The following is a 25,658-nucleotide window of genomic DNA, read 5'->3' as shown; positions in this document are numbered from 1 at the left end:
GTATAGTTTAGAAAAGAAAGTGAAGAACTTCACGCTTTTAGAGCGTGTACCTATTTAATCTCTAAAGTGGTAGGAAAGTAGAGGGGGAAAATCATGACAAAGCTGCAACGTATTCAAAAAGTTTTAGTAGCTAACCGTGGAGAAATTGCAATTCGTGTATTCCGAGCTTGTTCAGAACTTGGATTAAATACAGTTGCAATTTATTCAAAAGAGGATAGCGGTTCTTACCATCGCTATAAAGCGGATGAATCTTATTTAGTGGGAGAAGGCAAAAAACCAATCGATGCTTACCTTGATATTGAAGGTATTATTGAGATTGCAAAAAGCAATCACGTGGATGCAATTCACCCTGGATATGGTTTCTTGTCAGAAAATATCCAATTTGCTAGACGTTGTGAAGAAGAAGGAATTATCTTTATCGGACCAAAGAGCAAACATTTAGATATGTTTGGAGATAAAGTAAAAGCAAGAACACAAGCGCAATTAGCAAATATTCCAGTTATTCCTGGCAGCGATGGACCTATTAATTCACTAGAAGAAGTTGAAGAGTTTGCTAAGAAGTATGATTACCCGATAATTATTAAAGCATCACTTGGTGGTGGTGGCCGCGGTATGCGTATTGTACGTAGCGGTGATGAATTAAAAGAATCCTATGATCGTGCAAAATCAGAAGCGAAAGCAGCTTTTGGTAATGATGAAGTGTATGTTGAAAAATTCGTTGAAAAACCTAAACATATAGAAGTTCAAATATTAGCAGATGAAGAAGGAAATGTTGTGCATTTATATGAGCGTGATTGCTCTGTACAACGTCGTCATCAAAAAGTAGTTGAAATTGCGCCAAGCGTGTCACTTTCAGATGATCTTCGTCATCGTATTTGTGAAGCAGCGGTACAGTTAACGAAAAATGTAAATTATTTAAATGCTGGTACGGTTGAGTTCCTTGTAAAAGGCGATGACTTTTATTTCATTGAAGTAAATCCACGTGTTCAAGTAGAACATACAATTACAGAGATGATTACAGGCATTGATATTGTTCAGTCACAAATTTTAATTGCAGATGGACACGCTTTACATAGCCCAATCGTAAGTATACCAAAACAAGAAGACGTTATTGTGCATGGTTATGCGATTCAATCTCGTGTAACAACAGAAGATCCGCTTAATAATTTTATGCCTGATACAGGGAAAATTATGGCGTATCGTTCTGGTGGTGGTTTTGGCGTTCGTCTTGACACAGGTAACAGTTTCCAAGGGGCTGTTATTACACCGTACTATGATTCATTACTTGTAAAAGTAACAACTTGGGCGCTTACATTTGAACAAGCGGCTGCGAAAATGGAGCGCAACTTAAAAGAGTTTCGTATTCGTGGGATTAAAACAAACATTCCATTCTTAGAGAATGTAGTAAAACATAAAAACTTCTTGTCAGGGGAATATGATACGTCATTTATTGATGCATCACCTGAACTGTTCGTGTTTCCAAAACGTAAAGATCGTGGAACAAAGATGTTAAGTTATGTTGGTACGGTAACAGTAAATGGTTTCCCAGGAGTAGGGAAGAAAGAGAAGCCAATTTTCCCAGATGCACGTATACCAAATGTAAAACATTATGAATCGATTCAAGATGGAACAAAACAAATTTTAGACGAACGCGGAGCGGATGGATTAGTAAAATGGGTGCAAGATCAAAAACGTGTACTTTTAACAGATACAACATTCCGAGATGCGCACCAATCATTACTTGCAACACGGATTCGTACAAAAGATTTAAACCAAATTGCTGAACCGACAGCTAGAATGTTACCGAACTTATTCTCAGCGGAAATGTGGGGCGGTGCAACGTTTGATGTTGCGTATCGTTTCTTAAAAGAAGATCCATGGGAACGATTATTAGAACTTCGTGAAAGAATGCCAAATGTTTTATTCCAAATGCTTCTTCGTTCATCAAATGCGGTTGGTTATAAAAACTATCCAGATAATTTAATTCAAAAATTTGTAGAATGTTCAGCGCAAGCTGGTATCGATGTATTCCGTATTTTTGATAGCTTAAACTGGGTAGAAGGTATGAGAGTTGCAATTGATGCTGTAAGAGAGAGTGGCAAAATTGCAGAGGCAACAATGTGTTATACAGGGGATATCCATGACCCAATGCGCAGTAAATATGACTTGAATTATTATAAAAACTTAGCGAAAGAATTGGAAGCGTCAGGAGCACATATTCTAGGTATTAAAGATATGGCTGGATTATTAAAACCAAATGCAGCCTATGATTTAGTTTCTGCTTTAAAAGAAACGGTATCGATTCCGATTCATCTTCATACGCATGATACAAGTGGAAATGGTGTTTTAACGTATACGAAAGCAATTGAAGCAGGTGTTGATATTGTCGATGTAGCTGTAAGCTCAATGGCAGGTCTAACATCACAACCAAGTGCAAATACGTTATATTATGCGCTAGGTGGAAATGAAAGACAACCAGATGTTAATGTGGATTCATTAGAAAAACTTTCACATTACTGGGAGGATGTTCGTAAATATTATGCACCATTTGAAAGTGGTATGAATGCACCTCATACAGAGGTATATATGCATGAAATGCCAGGTGGCCAATATAGTAACCTTCAACAACAAGCGAAAGCAGTTGGTTTAGGAGACCGATTTGATGAAGTGAAAGTGATGTATCGCCGTGTAAATGATATGTTTGGTGATATTGTAAAAGTAACACCATCATCAAAAGTTGTTGGCGACATGGCGCTATTTATGGTACAAAATCACCTTACAGAACAAGATATTTTTGAGCGTGGGCATTCTTTAGATTTCCCGGGTTCTGTTGTGGAAATGTTCTCTGGAGATCTTGGACAACCATATGGTGGCTTCCCGAAAGAATTACAAAAAATCATTTTAAAAGGGAAAGAGCCATTAACAGTAAGACCAGGGGAATTGTTAGAACCAGTGGATTTCGATGCTTTAAAAGAAGAGTTGTTCCATAAACTTGGACGTGAAGTAACGATTTTTGATGTTGTTGCATATGCATTATATCCAAAAGTATTTATGGATTATGAAAAAGTCGCTGGGCTTTATGGAAACGTGTCTGTACTCGATACGCCAACATTCTTCTATGGTATGAGGCTTGGTGAAGAAATTGGTGTGGAAATTGAACGTGGTAAAACATTAATGGTTAAATTAGTATCAATTGGTGAACCACAACCAGATGGGACACGTGTACTTTACTTTGAATTTAACGGGCAACCGCGTGAAATTGTTGTGAAAGATGAAGGTGTTAAATCAACAGTCGCGCAGCGTGTGAAAGGGAATCGTGAGAATCCAAATCATATTAGTGCAACAATGCCGGGAACGGTCATTAAAGTTGTTGTAAATGAAGGTGATGAAGTGAAAAAAGGCGATTCCATGGCAATTACAGAAGCGATGAAGATGGAAACGACGGTTCAGGCGCCATTCAATGGAAAAGTGAAGAAGGTATATGTAAAAGATGGAGATGCGATTCAAACAGGCGATTTACTTATTGAACTAGAACAATAATAATAAAGAAAAGAGTTGCTTGAAGGCAGCTCTTTTCTTTATATAAAAATAATAACTTGCCACAGTGGCAAGTTATTAAAACGATTGTTTATTTTGCGTTGTAGTTGATGGGTGTGCCTCTTTTGCATTTGCTGTGCTTCGTGTACCTAACATGACTAAATAGCATAATACAGCAAAGAGACAAGAAATAAAGAGTGAATGTAACAATGCCATTGATAAACTTGCATTAGTATAAACGACTAAAATACCAACAACTGCTTGAAGTGTAACGAGAATAAATGAGATAATCCATCCCCAATATACAACCCGGTGCTGTTTATAGTGACGAATAGCAACAATCATTGCGTATAGGATCCAAGCAAATATTAGTATTGCGGCAACCCTGTGTCCCATTTGAACCCATTCATGCAATTGAGTAGGCCATGGTCTGTTTTTACTACAAAGTGGAAAGTCTGGACAAGCTAAACTTGCACGCTCGTGACGTACTAAAGCTCCTGTATAGACGACAATATAACTGTAAATTGTTACACCATAAATATGAAATTTCATTTTTTTGTCCATAATGAGAGAACGTGCATCGAATTTTTTGTCGATTTCAAAAATAAGGCACGTTAGTAAAATGACAGAAGCAAACGAAATTAAAGAAATACCAAAATGAATAGCTAATACAGCAGGTACTTGTCCCCAAACAACTGCGGCAGCTCCCATGAGTGCTTGTGCCACTAAAAATACGAAAGATAAAACAGCTAGCGTTTTTGTTTCACGTACATGTTTATAATATTTCCAGGATAGGATACAAAGAAGTGTAACGAGAATCCCTGCCGATCCGGATGTTAAGCGGTGACTTAGTTCAATAATCGTTTCCATTGATAGATTAGAGGGAACGAGTTCACCATTACAAAGTGGCCAGGATTTACCGCATCCTTGACCTGAACCTGTTTTTGTAACTAAAGCCCCTCCTAATAAAACCCCTAGTAAGTCGAGGCTTGTAATGACTGCTAACCATTTAATAAAGCGTTGCAATCTGTTTCACCATCTTTCTGTTATGAAGTTATTGCGAAATATTTTCATTCCATCAAATTTATAGAACAAAACGCGCTACAGTCCTATGATATATAAAAAATAATAAAATAGCAAAGAAATGGAGAGAGGGGATAAAGAGTTTGGAATAAGAAAAAAATGGGATTTTAATTACATATTTTAGGAGAAATTATTTCTATTATAAAAAGAAATGGGAAGAATATATGCTAAATATGACAAAATAGTTTATTATAGAAGGTAACCTCATGTTATGATTAGGAAGTAATGGGAGAAACTTTTTTGTTATCCGACACAAAAAGTTCACGTTTTCTTCACAAATTGTTAGGGAAATATGATTTAATATACTCGAGTATGAGCGTAGATTAGTAGTAGAATGAGAAAACAACATTTCTACTGTAATAATATTGCTATATAGAAGCGTAATACTTTTGTAAAGTAAAGACGCGAAAGAAGGATGAAAGTTTTAAGAGGGGGTTGAAATGATGAACCATGCAACAAGTGAGCTGCATGATGAGTCAGCTATAACAAATGTGCCGGAAACAACACGTGTACAAGATTTATTAGCGCTCGTTAAGATGGGGATTGTAAACTCGAATACACTTACGGTATTTACAGGATTTTGGTTGGCTTTACACTTTAATGGATTAAATGCTGTTAACCATTTGGATAAAATGTTCTTTACAATTGTCGGCTCGGCTTTAATTATGGCAGGATCATGTAGCTTGAATAACTATATTGATCGGGATATCGATCACTTAATGGAACGGACAAAAAATCGTCCGACAGTAACAGGAAAATATAAACCTGGTTTTGCGTTAACATTAGGTATGACTTTATTGCTTCTTGGTTTTGTATTCTTGTTATTTACAACACCAATGGCAGCAATTATAGGTTTCATCGGTGCTTTCACATACGTTGTTTTGTATTCATTATGGACAAAACGAGCATATACACTAAATACAGTAGTAGGTAGTGTATCTGGAGCAGTTCCACCTTTAATTGGTTGGGCAGCAGTTGATCCTAGTTTAGATCATCCAATTGCTTGGATGCTATTTTTAATTATGTTTATTTGGCAAATCCCACATTTCCTCGCGTTAGCGATGAAACGTGTTGATGAATATCGAAATGCAGGTATTCCCATGCTTCCTGTTGTACATGGATTTGATATTACAAAACGTCAAATCATGATTTGGACAGTATGTTTATTACCATTACCATTTTATATGAGTGGACTGGGAGTAACATTTATGGTAATTGCAACATTGCTTAACATTGGATGGATCGTATTAGGATTCTATGGATTCCGTAAGAAGGATGACATAAAATGGTCCGTACAAATGTTTGTCTACTCCTTGAATTACTTGACAATCTTATTTGTGTCAATGATTGTAGTTACATTCTTCTAAGACAACGACATGAGGGGATTTCTTTACGTTGAGATTTACTTTACTTACTATAAATAAAGTACAATCTAATTCACAAAGAAAGTGGGGGTTGTTTGTATGAAGAAACAGTGGCGACTGCTTTCATTCGTTTCACTGCTGGCTTTACTGTTAGGGGGATGCGGTAAAGCCTTTCAATCTACTTTAATTCCGCAAGGTGAAGTAGCAAAAATGCAATATGATTTACTCTTGTTAGCAAGTGCAATTATGGTAGGTGTCGTACTTGTAGTTACTATTATTTTCTTGTATGTAATTGTGCGTTTCCGACAAAAGAAGGGTCAAGAAGATTATATCCCAAAGCAAGTTGAAGGAAATCACAAACTAGAAATTATATGGACAGTCATTCCGATTATTCTTTTGCTGATATTGGCTGTTCCAACTGTTACATATACATTCAAACTTGCTGATGTAAGTGCGATGGAGAAAAAGAATATTGATAAAGACACAATCGTTGTTGATGTAACAGCGAATCTTTATTGGTGGGAATTTTCTTATAAATCAGAAAAGATAGTAACTTCGCAAGACCTAGTTATCCCCACAGGTAAAAAAGTATATTTGAATTTGAAAGGTGCTGACATTAAACATTCGTTTTGGGTCCCATCTTTAGCTGGGAAAATGGATACGAATACGGATAATGTCAATAAAATGTGGTTAAAGGCAGATAAATCAGGAACTTATAATGGTTTTTGTACAGAATTTTGTGGCCCATCACATTCTTTAATGCAATTTAAAGTAAAGGCTCTTGATGAAAGCGAGTACAAAGATTGGATTGCTGATATGAAGAAACTTGATGGTAAGAAGGAAGTTTCTTCTCCAAAAGAACAAGAAGGTCAAGAAATATTCAACAAAAGCTGTATTGGTTGTCATGCAACTGGATCAAATGATAGTAGACCACCTTCTGCACGTATCGCACCAAACCTAGCAAACTTTGCTGATCGCGATATGGTTGCCGGCATTGCTGAAAATAATGAAGAAAACGTAAAAAAATGGTTAAAGGATCCTGAAAATATGAAGCCAGGAAATAAAATGACTGGTAAATATGGCAACTTAACGGACGGTCAAGTAGATGCATTAAATGCATATTTGAAAACGTTAAAAGTTGAGAAGTAAAGAGGGATTATTTGCGAAGGGGAGGTTGAAAACGTGAGTTCTGTAGCAAAAAAACAGGGGATGGGTGCTGTTATATGGGATTATTTGACGACAGTAGACCATAAAAAAATTGCCATTCTCTATTTAATTGCAGGTGGATTGTTTTTTATCATTGGCGGAATAGAGGCATTATTTATCCGTCTTCAATTAGCGATTCCAAACAATGCTTTTCTTGTTGGGGATGCTTATAACCAAGTATTAACGATGCACGGTACAACAATGATTTTCCTCGCAGCTATGCCGCTCGTGTTTGCATTTATGAACGCCGCTGTACCACTTCAAATTGGGGCACGGGATGTGGCGTTTCCATTTTTAAATTCACTTGGATTTTGGTTATTTTTCTTCGGTGGAGTATTTTTAAACTTAAGTTGGTTTTTAGGAGGGGCACCTGATGCAGGGTGGACATCTTATGCATCGTTATCTCTTGCTTCTAAAGGACATGGTGTTGATTTTTATGTACTAGGGTTACAAATATCAGGTATAGGTACACTGATTGGTGGTATTAACTTCCTTGTCACAATTATTAATATGCGTGCACCTGGAATGACATATATGCGTATGCCAATGTTTACATGGACAACATTTGTAACTTCTTCACTTATTTTATTTGCTTTCCCACCATTAACAGTGGGATTGGCACTACTTATGTTAGATCGCTTATTTGGCACAAGTTTCTTTAACCCAGCTTTAGGGGGGAACACGATTATATGGGAACATTTATTCTGGATCTTCGGTCACCCAGAAGTGTATATTCTTATCCTTCCAGCTTTCGGAATATTCTCAGAAATTTTCGCTACATTCTCTAAAAAACGACTATTTGGTTACTCATCTATGGTATTTGCAACGGTGTTAATTGGATTTTTAGGATTTATGGTATGGGCGCATCATATGTTTACAGTTGGTCTTGGACCTGTTGCGAACGCTATTTTCTCAGTTGCAACAATGGCAATTGCAGTTCCGACTGGTATTAAAATATTTAACTGGCTCTTTACAATGTGGGGTGGAAGTATCAGGTTTACAACGCCAATGATGTGGGCTGTTGCTTTTATTCCATCATTTGTAATGGGTGGTGTAACAGGGGTCATGCTTGCCTCGGCTCCAGCTGACTATCAATTCCATGATAACTATTTCGTTGTAGCGCATTTTCACTACGTAATCGTTGGTGGAGTTGTATTTGGACTATTAGCAGGTGCACATTATTATTGGCCACTTATGTTTAACAAAGTATTAAATGAAACCTTGGGGAAAATAACATTTTGGTTGTTCTTTATCGGCTTCCATTTAACATTCTTTATCCAGCATTTCCTTGGTTTAATTGGTATGCCACGTCGCTACTTTACGTATTTACCAGGCCAAGGATTAGAAACGGGGAACTTAATTAGTTCGATTGGTGCTGTATTTATGGGGCTAGGAACGATCGTTCTGTTATTTAATGTTGTGAAAACATCGTTGTCTAAAGAGAAAGCTGGCCGCGATCCGTGGGATGCTCGTACATTAGAATGGACAATGCCTGCACCTACACCAGAATACAATTTTAAACAATTACCATTCGTTCGCGGATTAGATCCGTTCTGGATTGAAAAACGTGAAGGGAATAAAGAAATAACACCAGCAGAGCCTGTTAGTGATATTCATATGCCAAACCCTTCATTTTCACCATTTGTTATATCTCTTGGATTATTTATAGCAGCATTTGGTGCGATGTACATGCAAGGTGGGAAAGATAAGTTTTGGTTATTGGTTGCAATTATTGGACTTATCATTACATTTGGTGCAATGTTCTTACGTTCAGTAATTGATGATCATGGTTATCATATTCATAAAGAAGATTTAGATGATAAGGGGGGCACGGCGTAATGCATGTAGAGGAAAAATTAACAAATGAAACGTTTCCAGCAGAGCCTGAAAAAGCAACCCTTGAGGGGAAAAATAAGTTTGTTGGATTTTGGCTATTTCTTGGAGGCGAAACTGTATTGTTCGCTTCCTTATTTGGCACATATTTAGCGTTGAAAAATTCTACAAACGGTGGCCCCACTTCTCAAGAAATGTTTCAAATGCCACTTGTCTTTATTATGACGATGCTTTTGTTAACAAGTAGTTTAACAAGCGTGTATGCGATGTATCATATGAAGAACTTTAACTTTAAGCAAATGCAGCTTTGGTTACTTGTTACAGTACTATTAGGATTAGGGTTTTTAGGGTTTGAGATTTATGAATTTTATCATTATACACACGAATTCAAACATACGATGAGAAGTAGTGCATTTGGTTCAGCGTTTTATGCGCTTGTTGGAACTCATGGATTACACGTATTGTTCGGATTATTATGGATCTTAACATTAGTTTTTCGGAATGCGAAGCGCGGGCTGAATTTATATAATGCTCCAAAGTTTTACGTTGCATCTATTTACTGGCACTTTATTGATGTAGTTTGGGTGTTTATTTTCACTGTAGTATACTTGATGGGAATGGTGGGATAAACAATGGCGATAAAGCAAACAAATACAAGTAACTCAAAAGTAGATCTTGTTTATCGTAGAAAAAAAAGTGCTGAGGAAATGAGACATCAAGTGATTACATTTGGTCTAATGATTTTCTTAACGATTGTAGCTTTTGTGGCAGTCGCTTATCCGAAAACATTTAGTCCTCTTTTCTCTGTACCATTTATTTTACTATTAGCTGTTGTTCAAGTAATATTTCAATTGTATTATTTCATGCATATGAGTCATAAGGGACATGAAGCAGCAACCTTTTTCTTATATTCTGGACTATTGATAGGGTTGTTAACCATTTTAGCTTTTATGACAATTGTTTGGGTTTAAAAAGTAAAGGATAGGGAGCTTGAAGTTATCTTCGCTCCCTTTTTCCTATGAGGGTAAGGAGTTCATATTGAAAGGGTGGGTGTAAAATGGGCAACTTATGGATATTTGGTTTTCAAGCTTTATGGAGCCCGATCTTTTTACTTTTTATGGTGTCTATCCTTATCTGTTACTTTCTTATTATCGGGCCGTATAGAAATCGGTTCGATAATGCAGAAAAGGTAAATAAAAAGCAAATGTTTTATTTTACGACTGGGATTATCCTGTTGTATCTTGTAAAAGGTGGGCCTATTGATTTACTTGGACATATTGTATTTAGTGCACATATGTTTGAAATGGCAGTGATGTACATCGCTGTACCACCATTATTGTTATTAGGGATTCCAGTTTGGTTATACACATATATTACCTCTTTCCGTTTTATCCAAGTGATATTGATTATGTTTACAAAACCGCTTATTGCTCTGTTTGTATTTAATGGATTATTTTCTATTTATCATTTACCTGTTGTTTTTGATGCTGTAAAGCAAAATCAAGTTGCTCATCCTATTTTTCTTGCTGTTTTATTTTTTACAGCAATGATGATGTGGTGGCCTATGCTAAATCCATTACCGGAGTATCAAACATTAAGTGAAATAAAGAAAATTGGTTACATGTTTGCGAACGGTGTATTATTGACACCAGCTTGTGCGCTAATCATATTTGCTAGTGAATCGTTGTTTGCTACATATACGGATCCGAGTGCGTGGATGAAAGCGATGGAGCTCTGTGTACCTGCAGGAACATTGAGTGATTTAAATATAACCGGACCAGAATTTTTACATTGGATGCCGATTGTGCAAGATCAACAAACAGGCGGTATCATTATGAAAATTGTCCAGGAAATAGTGTATGGTACAATTATTGGCTATGTGTTTTTTAAATGGGCACGTAAAGAACGTAAAAAAGATGAGGAGCAACTACAGAAAGTGCCTCCTTATTTGCAACCAAAATAAAGAAGGTGTATCACATGGATACACCTTCTTTACTATTCTATAACTGCAAATTCCTTTAGATTTTTTTCAATATTTTGCAAGAGTTGTTCGCTTTTTTGGATTACGTTTGTAGGGAAAACTTCATTTTCACCATATTCAACGCCATGTGGATAGTAATGTTTTCCTAACAATGGTGGAAGTAATTTAACTTGTGCATGGCGTCCTCCGATTTCCCCTTCTACCGCAAAGCCTTGTATCCGTAAATAATATACATCCTTCAATATTTCAAATTTATAGTCATATGTAACTCGCTCATAGTCCCACTGTCCAGCAAGTACAAAACGTTGATTTTGCATAACTTCCGTGAGCAGTGTAAAATCAATGGTCGCCCCTATAAGTTTTGAATTTGTAAATTGCATGGAATACCTCCTTATCTTTATTTGAAAACCTTTAATTTTATAATAGTATGAATAATAAGAAATCGCAATTCATATTGAGAGAAAAGGGAGAATCACGGCTTTTTTTATTTAAATATGATATAGTGAAAATAGTGCGGTACACACAAAAGAGAAGACAGGCATTTGTGTATATCTCAATTTTATGTTTGACCAGGAGGTATATTGTTTGAAGAAATTATTACGTATCGTAATGATTACGGTTTTTATTTTAGCTATTGATTTATACGGGAAATTACTCGTTTCGCAATATATATTACAGCCATCTCATTCTAAGCAGGAACATAAGATTGTTAAGAAAAAGAAACAGATAAATGAAGGATTTCCAGAGACAATCTCCCAATTAATAGGAGGGGATTCGGAAAGTTTATTAGCAAAATGGGGTGAACCAGCTCGAATCGAACCTTCTGCGTATGGTTACGAATGGTGGATTTATAATCAAGATTTATCACAATATGTGCAGTTTGGTGTTGCAGAACATAAAATTGTAACAGCTTATGTTGCTGGTAATAAAGTGGATGTAGTTCCATTTCGTATGGATGAAAAATATGAAGATGTCTATAAAAAAAATCCATTCTCACATGAAATTTCTTTGAAAAAAGGAAGAAACAGCTATCAATTTGAATTATCTGATACTGAAATTGCAGAACAACCACTTGTTTCGATAGAAGAAGATGGTTGGGCGCAGTTATACTTTGACCGATTCACACATAAACTTGTCGGAATTCGGTATATGGATGATGAGACATTGCTTCGACAAAGGCCGTATCAGCTTGTTTATTCTGGAGAGTTAGGGGCGGAGCAGCCAATTACTCCAGAGAAAATGACACAAATAGAACATGGCAATATGCAACAAATTCTAGATTTGACGAATATTATTCGTAGTCGTCATCAACTACCGTTACTAACATGGGATCAACAAACAGCTGAAGTGGCTTTTGGGCATAGCAAGGATATGAAAGAGAATAATTATTTTTCGCATGATTCGCCGGAATTTGGGACTTTAGGAGATCGATTACAACGTGGTCAAGTCGCATTTCAACTTGCAGGTGAAAATATAGCAGCACAGCATACTGATGGGATCGCTGCAGTACAAGGTTGGTTGAATAGTGAAGGACATCGGAAAAACTTGCTAAATGAACAATTTACTGGACTAGGTGTTGGAGTCTTCGATAAATTTTATACTCAAAATTTCATTAGAAAATAGGAAAAGGTGCATGAATCGTTTAAAAATAGGCGAACCATGCGCCTTTTTTTTCTTACAATATAGTAGATACATCTGAAGAGGTGAGGATTATGACAAAAACAAAAGGACCGTTACATCCTTCTGTTCAACAGTTTAAAGAGTTTGTAAACCATCACCCTAAAATGGTTCATGAAGTTCGAAATGGTCAAAAAACATGGCAACAATTTTATGAGGAATGGTATTTACTTGGAGAACAAGATGAAATGTGGAAGGTGTATAAAGCAGATGGAGAAACGATTTCTTCTCCAGCTCAAGAAAACAATGATGAAAAAGCCGTCGATTTGATGGGACAAATGCTTTCTTTTTTAAAAAAATTAGATGCAGAGCAAATGCAGCAACATCTAGCTAATGTAACGAGTGCCATTGGGAGTGTGCAACAGGTTATTCAGCAATTTCAAGGGAATCGTACACAACCTGAGCAAAGAACTTCTGAAAACAATCCATTTTTCTTTCGAAAAGATTAGGAGGAAAGAGGATGAGGGCAGAGCTTATGGAATTTATAAAAGCTGATGAAGATTTAGGGCGTTATATTCGTGAACAACCCCATTGGTATCGAAAATTATCACGTAATCCGGAGGAAAAGGAGGCATTTGAATTAGCTGCTTTACAGTATTATAAAAAGACAATCCCGGACAAAGTTGCAAAATTTCAAAATCAATTGGCGGTTGCTTCTATTATGATTGACATGTTTCAATATATGAAGCAGCAAAATGCAACGTAATTGGAAGGGAAAACTATGTCCGTCATGCGAAACTTTTGTTACAATAGAAAAGGATTATTGAAAAAAGGAGTTATAGCATGACGGAAATTTGTTTAGTACGACATGGACAAACTGATTGGAATTTTCAAGAGATTATTCAAGGGCGTGAAGACATTCCACTTAACGAAGTTGGGAAAAGGCAAGCAAGTCAAAGTGCAGCTGCGTTGCAATTGGACACATGGGATGTGATTATCAGCAGTCCCTTAATTAGAGCGCAGGAAACAGCTCAGATGATTAGTAACGCTGTTGGAATACATTCTATTCTTCTTGATGAGCGGTTTGTTGAACGGAATTTTGGCGAAGCTTCAGGGAAACCCGTTTCCACAGTTAGAGAGCTGATTGCAGAGGGAAATGTAGAAGGTATGGAGACAGATGGAGAGATTGTAAATCGTTGCTTTTCTGCATTGCAAGATGTTGCACAAGTACATGCAGGTAAGCGCGTTATTATCGTTGCACATTCACATGCGATAAAAGCAATTTTAAATGCAATCTCCCCTGATGAAATTACATTTAAAACTCCATTGAAAAATGCTTGCATTAGTTATGTAAAAGAGGAAAATGGAAGCTGGGATGTGCTACGATATAATATCGCGGAGCATATTTGCGTATAAGAAATTATGACGGATGATGGTTTTCGGTAATCGGACTTTTTACTTTATATTCAGATGGGATATTCAAATTAGTAGTTCGGTTTTAAATGTGTTATGATGGATACTCGGAGGTGTCTCTCATGATTGTAGCGACGCTTGAAAGCGTAATGATATTAGACGAGGCAGAACAGCTTGCAAAAGCGATTGTCTGTTCAGATATAGCAAAGGGTTATCGGGAATGTTATAAGGCGTTACAGGGAGATTTGGAAGCTCAAACATTAATTAGTCAATTTACAGCAATGAAAGAGCGATATGAAGAAGTGCAACGCTTTGGAAAATATCATCCTGATTATACTTTGGTTTCGAAAAATATGCGAGAATTAAAACGTTCTGTAGATTTGCATGAAAAGATAGCTGCTTTTAAAAAAGCAGAAAATGCTTTGCAAAAACTATTAGATGAAGTCAGTGTAGCGATTGGTTCCGAAGTATCATCTGCTATTAAAGTTCCTACTGGAAATCCGTTTTTTGATGCAGGTGGATGCGGAGGCGGTTGTGGCTCTGGTGGAAGTTGTGGTTGTAAAAAAACGGGGTGATGTGCCCCGTTTTTTAGAATATGGAAGAAAACGTATACAGAATTCGTTTAACAATGTACTATAATTTCACAAATTTCTGATTGATGTTTATAAGATACAAGAATATGAGTATATAAAAGGAGAAGATGGAGAAGATTATGTTCGGGCAACGACAAAGTATGATTGTTTATTTACATTCATTGAAACATGCCAAGATTTTAAGGAAATATGGTAATATTCATTACATATCAAAGCGTTTGAAATATGCAGTTGTATATTGTGATATGGAACAAATAGAGCATATGATACAAAAGCTAAATAAACTTCCTTTTGTGAAAAAAATTGAGCAGTCATATCGCCCATTTCTTAAAACGGAATTTGAAAATTCACGTCCGGATCGCGCGAAAGAATACGACTATAGTTAAAGAGAAAGACCCCCACTATTTTGGTGGGGGTCTTCTCGGTTTTTTCTTTTTAAAGAAAACGTCTCTTTTCTGCAGAACGTATGTTTGTTTTGGTGTATAATGATCTTATCAAATAAAATGAGGTGAGAACAGGTGAAGAAAGCATATTTTTCGAAACGGATCTATAAGGTAGATTTACCGCATGAAATGGTAGATGCATTGGCAGAGACAATCGAAACATTTAATCAGGCGAAGCGCTTTGCGTTTCAAATGATTGTTCGGGAAAAACGTTGGAACCGTAAGATATATACAGATAGTCTTCATCTCGTTCTCAAGCGGAAATTCGGCATCTCTATTCATTAATCCGCGGCTTTTACGATTGGTCGCCGAGGGTTAGGGTATAAAGAAAAAGTAGCTGGGGTGCTTCAGCCTTATATTCCAAAGAAAGATGCACATCACTGGAGCCATTGGCATCAATTAAACAATCGATTGGATATTGGCATGCATCATTTCTATCAGCTATACGATGTAGATCAACCGAAAGAAGTCTTACAAATCGAACGGTTACACTTGTTTGAAAATGAAAAGAAAAAACTAGCAAAACTATTTGCATGATAAAAAAGAGCAATTTGTCCTAGATTTTTACGCTTATTACTAGAGCAGATAACAAGTCTAGGAACTGGATGCATGACAAAGTGTTCTATCCTCGATATAAGAATAAAGTAGTTGTACCTATTTTGTTTGCCTTTCGTCGGAAGATAGAATGGGTCGTCTTACATTGCATACAGACACTACCGAACTCTATATTGTTGTATCCTCTTTGTTGAACGAGAGGAACTGTTTTTGTGAGGACAGAGACGGGAGAATCCCCCACCTTAAGCTCTTGTAGAGGTAGGTGAGGGTAGTTCAATTTAATAAAAATACAATGAGTATAAATTGCTATTGCATTGGAGGAATGAAATGATTCATTCGTAAAATGCCGATAAGGTGATTAAAATATAATTCTTTTTCTGGGAAAATTGTAGAAGGTTTTACAGTAAAAGAAGTAACGTTTTTTTCGATTTGTTCTGCTGTTTCCTCGAATAAAACGATTCGTTTACTTTTTGTACCTTCAAGTATAGGAATCCCTTCGCGGCATATATATAGCGGTTGGAAATCCCCAACCGTTGTAGGTTTAAGAACAACAACAAGTGAGCATACTTTTTTATCATTTTTTAAGGTTTCAAATTGTAACATATGTGATACACGATCTTTATTTGTCTTTGCAATCTCAAGTAATTCATATAAATCGGAGTAGCCTTCTCCTAGTTCAATAAAACGTTGAATCATATTATTTCCTCCTCTTTCTTTTACTGTATCACTTCGTTTTTAAAATGAAAAGCAGACAAAGAAAAAAAACCCTGCAAAGCAGGGCCCTTCTTATACTAGTATGTACTAGTAAGAAGGCAAAGGGAGAGGAGAAACCGGAGGAAGAACTTATGGGGAAACGTAAGTCTTCTCCGCGGTTGGCAACAACATCGAAGGTGATGTTGTTATATTTATTTATGTCCAATCTAAATGAAGATATACATAATGAATTTAAAATTTATCGTAGGCTTTTTATTTTTCTTTTTTTTATTTTATGATAGGATAAAAAAGATAAAGTGAAACTTGCGTTAGTAGAGAGGGATCTGACTCGCCAATAGCGAGATGAATATACATATGGGATACTGGAAAGTTATCATGTAATGATGACTTTTTTAACGAAATAAATTAGTTTTTCTTTTAATAGATAGCGGATTCGTTTATCCTTTAATGGAAAAACACCAAAAAAACAGTGAGGTTTGATAGCGGTTAACCAAACGAATATGCGTTTGTAATAATCGCTCGATAGATTGAAATAAAGGTAGTGACAGCAAATGAGAGTAGTTTCTGGAAAATGTAAAGGGCATCCGCTTAAGGCTGTGCCAGGTAATACAACGCGACCGACAACAGATAAGGTAAAAGAAGCCATCTTTAATATGATTGGTCCTTATTTCGAAGGAGGAATTGCCCTCGATTTGTTTGGAGGTAGTGGAGGGCTTGGGATTGAAGCGCTTAGCAGAGGGGTTGACAAAGCCATTTTTGTTGATCGGGATAATAAAGCGGTGAAGGTTATTCATCAAAATTTAGAAAGCTGTAGAGTACATGACCAAGCTGAAGTATATAGAAATGATGCAGAGCGCGCTTTGAAGGCGTTAATTAAACGTGAACTATCATTTGATCTCATACTGCTAGATCCACCATACAAAGATCAAAAAATCATTTCATTAATTAGTGTTATGGACCAACACGGATTATTGAACGAAGATGGATTGATTATGGCAGAACATGGGGATGATGTAGTCTTACCGGAAGCAATAGGGGGACTTGTAAAGGTAAGAGCAGAAAATTATGGTATGACAGCGATTTCCATTTATAAGCATGAAGGTGAGGGGACCGAATGACAAGCATAGCAATTTCTTCAGGGAGTTTTGATCCGATAACTCTTGGGCATTTGGATATTATTAAAAGAGGCGCAAAGGTGTTTGACGAAGTATATGTTGTCGTTTTAAACAATTCTTCCAAGAAACCGTTCTTTTCAGTAGAAGAGCGCCTAGAGCTAATTCGAGAAGCAACAAAAGATATTCCAAACGTAAAAGTTGATTCGCATAGCGGACTGTTAGTTGAATATGCAAAAATGCGTAATGCAAACGCAATTTTACGTGGTTTACGTGCAGTTTCTGATTTTGAATATGAGATGCAAATTACATCGATGAATCGTAAGTTAGACGAAAATATTGAAACCTTTTTTATTATGACAAATAATCAATATTCATTTTTAAGTTCGAGCATTGTGAAGGAAGTGGCTCGTTATGGTGGAAATGTAGCTGGTCTTGTTCCTTCTGTTGTAGAGCACGCTTTAAAAGAAAAGTTTCAAACCCCGTTAAGATGAACGGGGTTTTTCTTTGTTTATTATGCGTAAGAATAATAAAATAACATATAGATATAAACAAAATAGTGTAAAAGTAGGACCGTAGCGAAGCAATATTTCCCAAGTCGTTGCAAGAATAGAAGCATGGTTTGATAAAAAAACAGGGATATCTTGTTGATTTGGTGAAAAAGAATGTAATTTTTCATAAAGTGGTACCCAAAATATAAAAGTGTAAATTGGGGCGAGAATACTTTGGATAATTCTTGCAAAGAAATAGGGTTTAAAGCGAATATCAGTTTCGGCTAAAATACTCGCTACCTGAGCTTGGATAGAAAGGCCGCTAAATGCGAGGATAAAGCTCGTTACCATTGCTTGTTCAAGAATTGTAGTCTGATTGGTTTGGCTGATCATTTGGCTACCTAGTGTCATTTCAAAAAGTCCTGATAGGATGGGAATGCTAAAGTGTGGTGACAGTTGGAAGAATTTTAAAATATGTTGCATAATAAAAGCTAGTGCTGCCGTGAGTTGGAAGACAGTAATCATTTTATTTAAAACGGAGAATAAAATAATAAATCCACCAATCATGAGTAAAGTTTGAATAGAGGAGATAATGGCATCACCAAGTAGTTTTCCAATTGGTCTGTTCTCTTGTAAACGCGTCTCGTGGAGAATTGAAAAAGCGTGTTGTAAGGGACGTTTTTGAATGGATTGTTTTTCTTGTATGTAAGTATTGTTGTTTCCATAAAAACGCATAAGTAATCCGACAGTAAGGTTGCTAACATAATGTGCAGCAGCTAGTATGAAACCTAATTTAGGATTGTTAAAAAAGCCAATAGAAACAGCTCCAAAAATAAATAATGGATTTGAAGAGTTGGTAAATGATACGAGTCGTTCCGCTTCTATTTGCGTTAGCTGATTACTTTTCCGGAGTCTTGCGCTTAATTTGGCGCCCGCAGGGAAGCCGGAGGCCATTCCCATTGCCCAAACAAATCCGCCAATACCAGGCACACGAAAGAGCGGGCGCATAAGCGGTTCTAATATAATACCGATAAACTTTACAACACCTATACTAATTAAAAGCTCCGCAACGATAAAAAAAGGTAGTAGTGAAGGAAAGACAACTTCCCACCATATATTTAATCCGCGAATAGAAGATTGCAAAGCGGCTTGGGGGTGAAGTACGAGAGAAAATGTTAGAAATATCATCGTTATGGTGAGAAAAGCTGTTTTCCATTTTTCATACATTTTAACGTAGCCCCCTTTGTCCCAAAAAACGTTCATTTCAGTATACGTGGATACATGGTGAATTTAGACCATAAGTATGAAAAAGAGGATGAAAAAATTTAAAGGGTGAGAGAAATGAATGAACCAAAAATAGGCTTAGCTCTTGGATCTGGAGGTGCGAAAGGCTTTGCGCATGTCGGGGTGATTAAAGTGTTACGAGAGGCGAATATTCCCATTCATATGATTGCTGGAAGTAGTATGGGGGCGTTAATTGGGACATTTTATGCAGCGAGTTGCAACGTGGAGAGACTCTATCGAATGGCCACATTATTTAAACGAAAATACTATTTGGATTTTACTGTACCGAAAATGGGATTTATTTCTGGAAAACGGGTAAAAGATATGATTAAAATGTTTACATATAATAAAAATTTAGAAGAGTTAGATATCCCAACTGCAGTTGTGGCCACTGACATTTTAAAGGGGGAAAAAGTTGTATTTACAAGCGGTTCTATTGCTGATGCGGTGAGGGCGAGTATTTCTGTGCCAGGAGTGTTTGTACCTGAAAAAATAGATGGTCGTTTATTAGTGGATGGCGGAGTGATTGATCGCATCCCTGTATCCGTTGTTAAAGACTTAGGAGCTGATATTGTAATTGCTGTAGATGTATCTCCTATTAAGGTGAACGGAGAAGTTACATCCATTTATGATGTTATCATGCAGAGTATTGAGATTATGCAGCATGAACTTGTTGTTAATCGGCAAATTGCTTCAGACTTAATGATGCGCCCGGCAGTAGAACAGTTTAGTTCTCGTGCTTTTACCAATATCGAAGACATTATTCGAGTTGGAGAAGAAGAGGCCGAAAAACACATTCAGAAAATTTACTTATTAATTGAGCAGTGGAAGGAGAAAAATAATGTTTAAGCGTTTTCGTTTTATATATGCAATTTTAATTGGCGTTATATTAGCAATGTTGCTTGTCTATGTACGTCTACCATATTATGTAACAAAACCAGGTATGGCGGCGAAATTAGAACCATATGTACAAGTTGATGGTGGGAAGAAAGAGTCAGGTGATTTTATGCTCGTGACCGTTTCGATGGGGCCTGCGAATGTTGTAAATCTAATAGCTGCCCAATTTAATAAATATAATCACATTTCTAAAGCAGAGGAGATTTTGCAAAAAGGTGAGAGTGATGAAGAATATCAATTCCGCCAAGCGTATGCAATGAAAGATTCTCAAAACGCAGCCATTTATAATGCGTATAAGCGAGCAAATCGTTCAGTTTCCTTTCAAAACAAAGGGGTTTTAGTTGCTGGGATTGCGAAAAATATGTCCGCTGAAGGGAAATTAAAACTTGGGGATATAATTGTCGCTGTTGACGGTCAGCCTTTTGAAGCGATAGACCAATTTATTGCATATATGTCAGGTAAAAAAGAAGGGGATGTAGTAAATATTGAGTATATTCGTGGGGGGAAACGTTCTACAGAAAAACTAACGCTAAAACAAATTCCTGATGGCAAGGGACGTGTTGGTATTGGAGTTTCCATTGTTACTGAAAGGGACTTAGTAGTAGATCCAAAGGTGAAAATTGATTCACATGAAATTGGGGGACCATCAGCAGGATTAATGTTTACATTGGAAATCTATAATCAATTGACTGAAGAGGATATGACAAAAGGTCATGAGATTGCTGGAACGGGAACCATTAATGAAAAGGGAGAAGTTGGTCCGATTGGTGGTATTCAACAAAAAGTTGTAGCTGCTAGTGATGCGGGTGCAGAAATATTCTTTGCTCCAAATGAAAAAGGGGCACCGAAATCGAATTATAAAGATGCGCTTGAAGCAGCGAAAGATATAAAAACAAAGATGAAAATTGTACCAGTAGATACATTAGATGATGCGCTAGCGTATTTAGAAAAAATGTCAGAAAAAAAGTAAACCTCTCGCCCTAGAGAGGTTTTTTTATAAAAAATTATTCGTTGTTTCATCATACCGAATAGGATGCTGAGTTATATCTTTTTGTATACATTTTGTACGTAAAGGTTCTTGTAGCACTGAAAAATAAACAGCATTTGCTTTGCGCTCTATATCTAGAACGGGATGTTGAAATGTTTTCGTATGAGTAAGAAGCGGGAGCCCTAGATTTTTTTTTTGTTTCGAAATATAAGTTTGTCCTTTTTGTGACATACCAAGTAAACGGATATATGGTGCATGTTGCTCTATATGTGCCTTTTCCATTTCTTCTTTTGTTGTATTTGTTAAAATATGTGTACATACCCGTTGTAATCTAGTCCATGTATAACGTTTTGTTTTTAATGCTTCCATGAAAGTAAGAAATGAAGAGGTATTATGTATTTTTGATAAAATACGATGCTCCAATCCTTCCTCTACCTCATATATATGTTGTAAATCCTGGGAAGACATTGTCAAAAGTCTATATTTAAAAAATGAGAAATACTCCTCCCAACAATGCAGTGTATGATACGTTTGTTTATAGCTTTCTAAAAAAGATGCGGTACAATTGGGTACAAATGGATAAATGGTTGTGAATGAATCATTTTCACTAAATAATTGTTTGCGAATGCTAGTCGCACTTGCAATATGGTTATCTTGAAAGGTTTCGTCATGGTAATGAGATGCGAACCTTTCAATGGTATGTGCATGAATGGAACTTTTCTGAGAAAGAATCGCTTCAATGTAATGTAAGCCTAATATATTATTTGGCTGGGACATATCAACAGTATTGACGTCCGATAAGATGTGTGAGAAAGCTTGAGAAGTTGCTTTGGCATAGCTGTTTCCAGCATCCATAAATTGCTGCACAAGTTGATTGAAAGTATCTTTTTCCTTTTGGCGTAAAGAAATGGTATTATAGAAGTTTTGAACCTCTCCATCCTCACTGCCGAAGCAAATTTCAGAAACGCCAAGGGCATCTAAAATAGAAATAGCACCGTTAGCAAATGTTTCGGCTTTTTGTGTTGCGAATGTATAAGGGAGTTCAACAACAAGATCTATACCACCGGCTAGAGCCATCTTGGTTCGGAACCATTTTGATACGAGAGCTGGTTCACCACGTTGTAAAAATGATCCGCTCATGACAGCGATTGTAATGTCGGACTGTGTTAACTTTTTTGTTTGTTGCACATGATAAGCATGACCGTTATGAAAGGGGTTATATTCAACAATAATACCGCTTGCCTTTATGATAATCTCTCCTTTCGATGTAGCATCTTTTCTAAAAACATGATAATCTATATATTATTTCCTATAATGACTTCATTATAGTGTAAAGAAAAAACATTGACAAATATAAAATGGCTAGCTATAATTTTGTTTGTTGCCTTGAGGTGATATGATATGAAATGGTCCATCCATCAATTAAACAAATTGAGACATAAAGGATTGACATTGGATGAGATGGTAGATGTAAGTGAGCTAAAAGAAGTCGAGAAAGAAATTCGAGAAATTAATCCTGTCCATGTAACAGGTAGAGTTGATTTTGGCTCCAGTAAGTTTACGTTTCATCTACATATAACTGGAAGCATGGTTTTACCATGTTCTCGCTCTTTAGTAGATGTAACATTACCATTTGACATTAAAACAACTGAGGTGTTCCAAACTTCAGAAGAAGAGTATGAAACGGAAGCGGAAATCCATTACTTAGAAGGAGAAGTACTTGACTTACTCCCAATAATCAAGGAAAATATACTTTTGGAGATTCCAATGCAAATTTTCAGTGATGATGTTTCCGGTGGAGCACCAACGCAAGGTCAAGACTGGCAAGTGATTTCGGAAGAAAGCAAAGAAAAGCCTGTTGATCCAAGGTTAGCAGGACTTGCGAAGTTTTTTGACAAATAATCGGAAGACTGGTTCAGGCCTTCATATGAAAATAACTATTTCTTTTAAGGAGGTGGGAAGAATGGCTGTACCTTTTAGAAGAACTTCTAAAACAGTAAAAAGAAAGCGTCGTACGCATTTCAAATTATCAGTACCTGGTATGGTAGAGTGCCCAAGCTGTGGTGAAGCGAAATTAGCTCACCGTGTATGTAAAGCATGCGGTACTTACAAAGGTAAAGAAGTAATCAGCAAGTAATTGTGGAAATAAACGCAGAAGATATTCTTCTGTGTTTATTTTTTTTTGTATTATTCTTTATATGTTGGTATTCTATCTTTTCTAGTAACTGCATATGTTTAATAAAAAATGCATAAGGAGGACTAGAGGAATGGCGACAACAAGACAAGATGCATGGACTGATGATGAAGATTTACTTCTGGCAGAAGTGGTACTCCGGCATATTCGTGAAGGAGGAACCCAGCTTTCCGCATTTAAAGAGGTAGGTAGACATTTATCTCGTACACCTGCAGCATGCGGATTTAGGTGGAATTCTTACGTTAGAAAGCAGTATAAAGAACGTATTGAAGAGGCAAAACAAATTCGTAAGGTAGAGAATTATGTAGTAAGGCAACCAAAAGTGGTGGAGTTTTCTCCTACATCAATTACATTAGACGATGTTATTAACTTCTTACAAAAATATAAAGATGAAAAAGAATTAAAAGAATTACACCAAAAAATTGAATTGTTACAAAAGGAAAAGGAATGGCTTCTACAGCGTGTATCTGTATATGAAGAAGAGTATCGTACTTTGCTTGATTATATTGATCGAAAAAGAAGTGTGATGGTACTAGAAACAAAAGAAAGAGATACCATTCATGAGCATGAAACATTAGAAAAGGTGAAAAAATAAAAACAGCTGAATAACAGCTGTTTTTATTTTATGCGGATTCTTCATTTGTAACCGCATTCAAATTAGCTTCTGGATGCCAAATGTAAAATTCGCCATCAGTGGTTGATATTTGCCCGAAGTTTAGTTTCTCCCAAAATGCAGCGGATTGAATACGAGCTGTTGTTTTGATTGGAAATTGTAGTTGTTTTGCATAATTAACAAGCATTTGACCAAAACCCTGTTTTTGGAAGTTTGGTAACACTTCAAGTTTAGAGAGTTCTACGTAAGATCCAGTAATCTCAAGATTTAATTCACCATGTCTCCTCATGTACAAGCTCATACGTGCGATAAGGGATCCGCCGTAATAAATGCCGTAAAATGGGGACTCGCTATCATTTTCAATAATATTTGCTTGCAATTCTTCGAACATGGAGAGTTCTTGAGCGCCACAGCCCTTAAATTTTTTAAATTCGTCTAACGTTTTATAATTGATGAGCAAGCGCTCAACTTTTGGGAATGTCATTACAACACATCCTTTTCTCGTTTTGTAAAATAAAGAAAAGTATAAATATTTTCAATAATATTATAACTCATTTTTTCATTTTTATGAAGGAAATAGAATATTTCTTTCAGTATTTTTTTTGAGGATTTGCTACACTAGTCGTATGAAGGGAATTTATATATATTTATGAAATGTACTTTTAGTTGTTGAAATATAAATAAGATATACTCAATGTTATGATGAGTTATAGAGGGGAGGTAATCAGGAGGCTTCTAATTGATTACAGGATATCTTTCTTCTTTGTATTCGTTAGGAGATTCTGAGGGGATAGAGATGAAGATTGGGATTGTTGGTCCGGGAGCTATTGGTCTTCTTTTTGCATTTTATTTAAAAAAGAACAAACAGGATGTTACATTATTTACAAGAACGGTAGAACAGACTGAAAAGTTAATGCAGGAGGGGATAAGCTGTATTCGTAAGGGAAGAAAGGAAACGGTATTTCCGAATGTTACGCCATTAGAGAGTATTGTAGGTGAACAAATGGATTATACGTTTATTGCTGTAAAACAATATCATTTAGCGAATATACTTCCTTTCATAAAAGGACAAAGGAAGATTATCTTTTTGCAAAATGGAATGTCTCATCTGGATATATTACACGAAATAAAGTGTGAAAATGTAGCGGTGGGGATTGTGGAGCATGGGGCAAAAAAAGAAAATGAATATACAGTGCGCCATACAGGAGTAGGGGTTACGAAATTTGGAGTAGTAAATGGTGATTGGTCTCAATTTGAGGCACTATTGGATTGTTTTTCCTCAAAGTATTTTTCGGTGCAAGTAGAAGAAGATTGGAAACAAACAATGAGTTATAAACTTGTAATAAATGCCTGCATTAATCCACTAACAGCTTTATTTGGTATACAAAACGGAGAATTGCTATCGAATCCTTTTTTTTATAAAGTGATGGAGCAAATATTTCAGGAGGTCATGTTCCTTGTAGGGGAGGAAAAAAAAGAAGAGATGTGGCAATTGGTTTGTCATATATGTGAAACAACATCCAGTAATACATCCTCTATGTTAGCTGACGTAAAAGAGAATCGGGAAACGGAAATTGATGCTATTATTGGCTATGCGATAGAAGAAGCGAGGAAACAGCGAAAGCAAGTTCCCACACTGCAATTTTTATACAATTCAATAAAGGGATTAGAAGTATAAGAGATATTCTTTGCTTTTACATCAAACATTGACTACAATTTGGATTGGTGAGAGAACAGGAT

Annotated in this window: 28 protein-coding genes and 1 pseudogene; 23 read left to right on the top strand and 6 right to left on the bottom strand. The window is 36.3% G+C overall.

What is annotated here, in order from left to right; genetic code table 11:
* Positions 1-93 precede the first annotated feature (93 nt).
* The gene (gene pyc / locus ORL93_RS06470; protein WP_097794335.1) at positions 94-3,540 is read left to right on the top strand and encodes a pyruvate carboxylase; all 3,447 of its coding nucleotides are present in this window, start codon (positions 94-96) and stop codon (positions 3,538-3,540) included.
* 75 nt (positions 3,541-3,615) lie between these two features.
* On the opposite strand, the gene ORL93_RS06465 is transcribed toward pyc, so the two are convergent.
* The gene (locus ORL93_RS06465) at positions 3,616-4,563 is read right to left on the bottom strand and encodes a COX15/CtaA family protein (RefSeq protein WP_018780889.1); all 948 of its coding nucleotides are present in this window, start codon (positions 4,561-4,563) and stop codon (positions 3,616-3,618) included.
* Positions 4,564-5,063: 500 nt separating this feature from the next.
* On the opposite strand from ORL93_RS06465, the gene cyoE reads away from it, so the two are divergent.
* The 6 genes from cyoE (at position 5,064) to ctaG (ending at position 10,986) form a co-directional block, all read left to right on the top strand.
* Positions 5,064-5,987, top strand: a complete 924-nt coding sequence (cyoE, locus tag ORL93_RS06460; RefSeq protein WP_018780890.1) for a heme o synthase — start codon at positions 5,064-5,066, stop codon at positions 5,985-5,987.
* A gap of 96 nt (positions 5,988-6,083) precedes the next feature.
* A complete protein-coding gene (coxB, locus tag ORL93_RS06455) occupies positions 6,084-7,133 on the top strand; it encodes a cytochrome c oxidase subunit II (RefSeq protein ID WP_018764771.1) in 1,050 nt (349 codons plus the stop codon).
* A 60-nt stretch (positions 7,134-7,193) separates the two neighbouring features.
* A complete protein-coding gene (ctaD, locus tag ORL93_RS06450) occupies positions 7,194-9,029 on the top strand; it encodes a cytochrome c oxidase subunit I (protein WP_170957067.1) in 1,836 nt (611 codons plus the stop codon).
* Complete coding sequence (gene ctaE / locus ORL93_RS06445; protein WP_003199716.1) at positions 9,029-9,652, top strand: cytochrome c oxidase subunit III; 624 nt, start codon at positions 9,029-9,031, stop codon at positions 9,650-9,652. The genes ctaD and ctaE overlap by 1 nt, the downstream gene beginning before the upstream one ends.
* Positions 9,653-9,655: 3 nt before the next feature.
* On the top strand, positions 9,656-9,994 hold the full coding sequence (gene ctaF / locus ORL93_RS06440) for a cytochrome c oxidase subunit IVB (protein ID WP_003199718.1): 339 nt from the start codon (positions 9,656-9,658) through the stop codon (positions 9,992-9,994).
* Between the two features lie 86 nt (positions 9,995-10,080).
* On the top strand, positions 10,081-10,986 hold the full coding sequence (gene ctaG / locus ORL93_RS06435) for a cytochrome c oxidase assembly factor CtaG (RefSeq protein ID WP_006095795.1): 906 nt from the start codon (positions 10,081-10,083) through the stop codon (positions 10,984-10,986).
* 32 nt (positions 10,987-11,018) lie between these two features.
* Here ctaG and ORL93_RS06430 read toward each other — a convergent pair whose 3' ends face one another.
* Entirely contained in the window at positions 11,019-11,384 is a 366-nt protein-coding gene (locus ORL93_RS06430) for a YugN family protein (RefSeq protein WP_098161196.1), read from the bottom strand.
* Between the two features lie 205 nt (positions 11,385-11,589).
* On the opposite strand from ORL93_RS06430, the gene ORL93_RS06425 reads away from it, so the two are divergent.
* The 8 genes and pseudogenes from ORL93_RS06425 to ORL93_RS06390 form a co-directional block, all read left to right on the top strand.
* Positions 11,590-12,627 carry a CAP domain-containing protein gene (locus ORL93_RS06425; protein WP_016116055.1) on the top strand — a complete coding sequence of 346 codons (1,038 nt, stop codon included), beginning with the start codon at positions 11,590-11,592 and terminating at the stop codon, positions 12,625-12,627.
* A gap of 89 nt (positions 12,628-12,716) precedes the next feature.
* On the top strand, positions 12,717-13,130 hold the full coding sequence (locus ORL93_RS06420; RefSeq protein WP_006095793.1) for a YlbD family protein: 414 nt from the start codon (positions 12,717-12,719) through the stop codon (positions 13,128-13,130).
* An 11-nt stretch (positions 13,131-13,141) separates the two neighbouring features.
* A complete protein-coding gene (locus ORL93_RS06415; RefSeq protein ID WP_006095792.1) occupies positions 13,142-13,387 on the top strand; it encodes a YlbE-like family protein in 246 nt (81 codons plus the stop codon).
* Positions 13,388-13,464: 77 nt separating this feature from the next.
* Entirely contained in the window at positions 13,465-14,037 is a 573-nt protein-coding gene (locus ORL93_RS06410) for a histidine phosphatase family protein (RefSeq protein WP_097794331.1), read from the top strand.
* Positions 14,038-14,156: 119 nt separating this feature from the next.
* Positions 14,157-14,609 carry a YlbF/YmcA family competence regulator gene (locus tag ORL93_RS06405; RefSeq protein ID WP_097794330.1) on the top strand — a complete coding sequence of 151 codons (453 nt, stop codon included), beginning with the start codon at positions 14,157-14,159 and terminating at the stop codon, positions 14,607-14,609.
* Positions 14,610-14,746: 137 nt separating this feature from the next.
* On the top strand, positions 14,747-15,013 hold the full coding sequence (locus ORL93_RS06400; RefSeq protein ID WP_016116052.1) for a YlbG family protein: 267 nt from the start codon (positions 14,747-14,749) through the stop codon (positions 15,011-15,013).
* A 132-nt stretch (positions 15,014-15,145) separates the two neighbouring features.
* Complete coding sequence (locus tag ORL93_RS06395) at positions 15,146-15,355, top strand: hypothetical protein (protein WP_206776985.1); 210 nt, start codon at positions 15,146-15,148, stop codon at positions 15,353-15,355.
* Positions 15,329-15,607: pseudogene (locus tag ORL93_RS06390) on the top strand (transposase); the annotation flags it as partial. The gene ORL93_RS06395 and the pseudogene ORL93_RS06390, both read left to right, overlap by 27 nt.
* A gap of 324 nt (positions 15,608-15,931) precedes the next feature.
* Here ORL93_RS06390 and ORL93_RS06385 read toward each other — a convergent pair.
* Entirely contained in the window at positions 15,932-16,321 is a 390-nt protein-coding gene (locus tag ORL93_RS06385; RefSeq protein ID WP_003199736.1) for a DUF7147 family protein, read from the bottom strand.
* A 569-nt stretch (positions 16,322-16,890) separates the two neighbouring features.
* Here ORL93_RS06385 and rsmD point away from each other — a divergent pair.
* Both rsmD and coaD read left to right on the top strand, forming a co-directional pair.
* Positions 16,891-17,457 (top strand): 16S rRNA (guanine(966)-N(2))-methyltransferase RsmD, encoded by a 567-nt coding sequence (rsmD, locus tag ORL93_RS06380; RefSeq protein ID WP_003199738.1) that lies wholly within the window; start codon positions 16,891-16,893, stop codon positions 17,455-17,457.
* Positions 17,454-17,945, top strand: coding sequence for a pantetheine-phosphate adenylyltransferase (gene coaD, locus ORL93_RS06375; RefSeq protein ID WP_018764765.1), 492 nt, complete (start codon positions 17,454-17,456; stop codon positions 17,943-17,945). The genes rsmD and coaD overlap by 4 nt, the downstream gene beginning before the upstream one ends.
* Here coaD and ylbJ read toward each other — a convergent pair.
* On the bottom strand, positions 17,937-19,169 hold the full coding sequence (gene ylbJ / locus ORL93_RS06370; protein WP_097794329.1) for a sporulation integral membrane protein YlbJ: 1,233 nt from the start codon (positions 19,167-19,169) through the stop codon (positions 17,937-17,939). The genes coaD and ylbJ overlap by 9 nt on opposite strands.
* Positions 19,170-19,283: 114 nt before the next feature.
* On the opposite strand from ylbJ, the gene ORL93_RS06365 reads away from it, so the two are divergent.
* Both ORL93_RS06365 and ORL93_RS06360 read left to right on the top strand, forming a co-directional pair.
* Positions 19,284-20,075 carry a patatin-like phospholipase family protein gene (locus ORL93_RS06365; protein WP_016116047.1) on the top strand — a complete coding sequence of 264 codons (792 nt, stop codon included), beginning with the start codon at positions 19,284-19,286 and terminating at the stop codon, positions 20,073-20,075.
* Positions 20,068-21,093: a SepM family pheromone-processing serine protease gene (locus tag ORL93_RS06360; RefSeq protein ID WP_097794328.1), complete on the top strand. Its 1,026-nt coding sequence runs from the start codon at positions 20,068-20,070 to the stop codon at positions 21,091-21,093. Before ORL93_RS06365 ends, ORL93_RS06360 begins: the two co-directional genes overlap by 8 nt.
* Before the next feature lie 24 nt (positions 21,094-21,117).
* Here ORL93_RS06360 and ORL93_RS06355 read toward each other — a convergent pair whose 3' ends face one another.
* Positions 21,118-22,359, bottom strand: a complete 1,242-nt coding sequence (locus ORL93_RS06355; RefSeq protein ID WP_176524570.1) for a nucleotidyltransferase — start codon at positions 22,357-22,359, stop codon at positions 21,118-21,120.
* A 153-nt stretch (positions 22,360-22,512) separates the two neighbouring features.
* On the opposite strand from ORL93_RS06355, the gene ORL93_RS06350 reads away from it, so the two are divergent.
* The 3 genes from ORL93_RS06350 (at position 22,513) to ORL93_RS06340 (ending at position 23,900) form a co-directional block, all read left to right on the top strand.
* Positions 22,513-23,013: a YceD family protein gene (locus ORL93_RS06350; RefSeq protein WP_003199747.1), complete on the top strand. Its 501-nt coding sequence runs from the start codon at positions 22,513-22,515 to the stop codon at positions 23,011-23,013.
* Positions 23,014-23,074: 61 nt separating this feature from the next.
* Positions 23,075-23,248, top strand: a complete 174-nt coding sequence (gene rpmF / locus ORL93_RS06345) for a 50S ribosomal protein L32 (RefSeq protein WP_001984764.1) — start codon at positions 23,075-23,077, stop codon at positions 23,246-23,248.
* A 130-nt stretch (positions 23,249-23,378) separates the two neighbouring features.
* A complete protein-coding gene (locus tag ORL93_RS06340) occupies positions 23,379-23,900 on the top strand; it encodes an RsfA family transcriptional regulator (protein ID WP_006095784.1) in 522 nt (173 codons plus the stop codon).
* Positions 23,901-23,928: 28 nt separating this feature from the next.
* On the opposite strand, the gene ORL93_RS06335 is transcribed toward ORL93_RS06340, so the two are convergent.
* Positions 23,929-24,402, bottom strand: coding sequence for an N-acetyltransferase (locus tag ORL93_RS06335; RefSeq protein WP_006095783.1), 474 nt, complete (start codon positions 24,400-24,402; stop codon positions 23,929-23,931).
* A 306-nt stretch (positions 24,403-24,708) separates the two neighbouring features.
* On the opposite strand from ORL93_RS06335, the gene ORL93_RS06330 reads away from it, so the two are divergent.
* On the top strand, positions 24,709-25,596 hold the full coding sequence (locus ORL93_RS06330) for a 2-dehydropantoate 2-reductase (protein WP_176524571.1): 888 nt from the start codon (positions 24,709-24,711) through the stop codon (positions 25,594-25,596).
* Positions 25,597-25,658 lie beyond the last annotated feature (62 nt).

Origin of the sequence: Bacillus sp. DHT2, from assembly GCF_026241455.1 — a bacterium.
GTDB lineage: Bacteria > Bacillota > Bacilli > Bacillales > Bacillaceae_G > Bacillus_A > Bacillus_A pseudomycoides.
The sequence above is the reverse complement of the archived record's forward strand: the minus strand, read 5'-3'. Positions and strand labels throughout refer to the sequence as shown.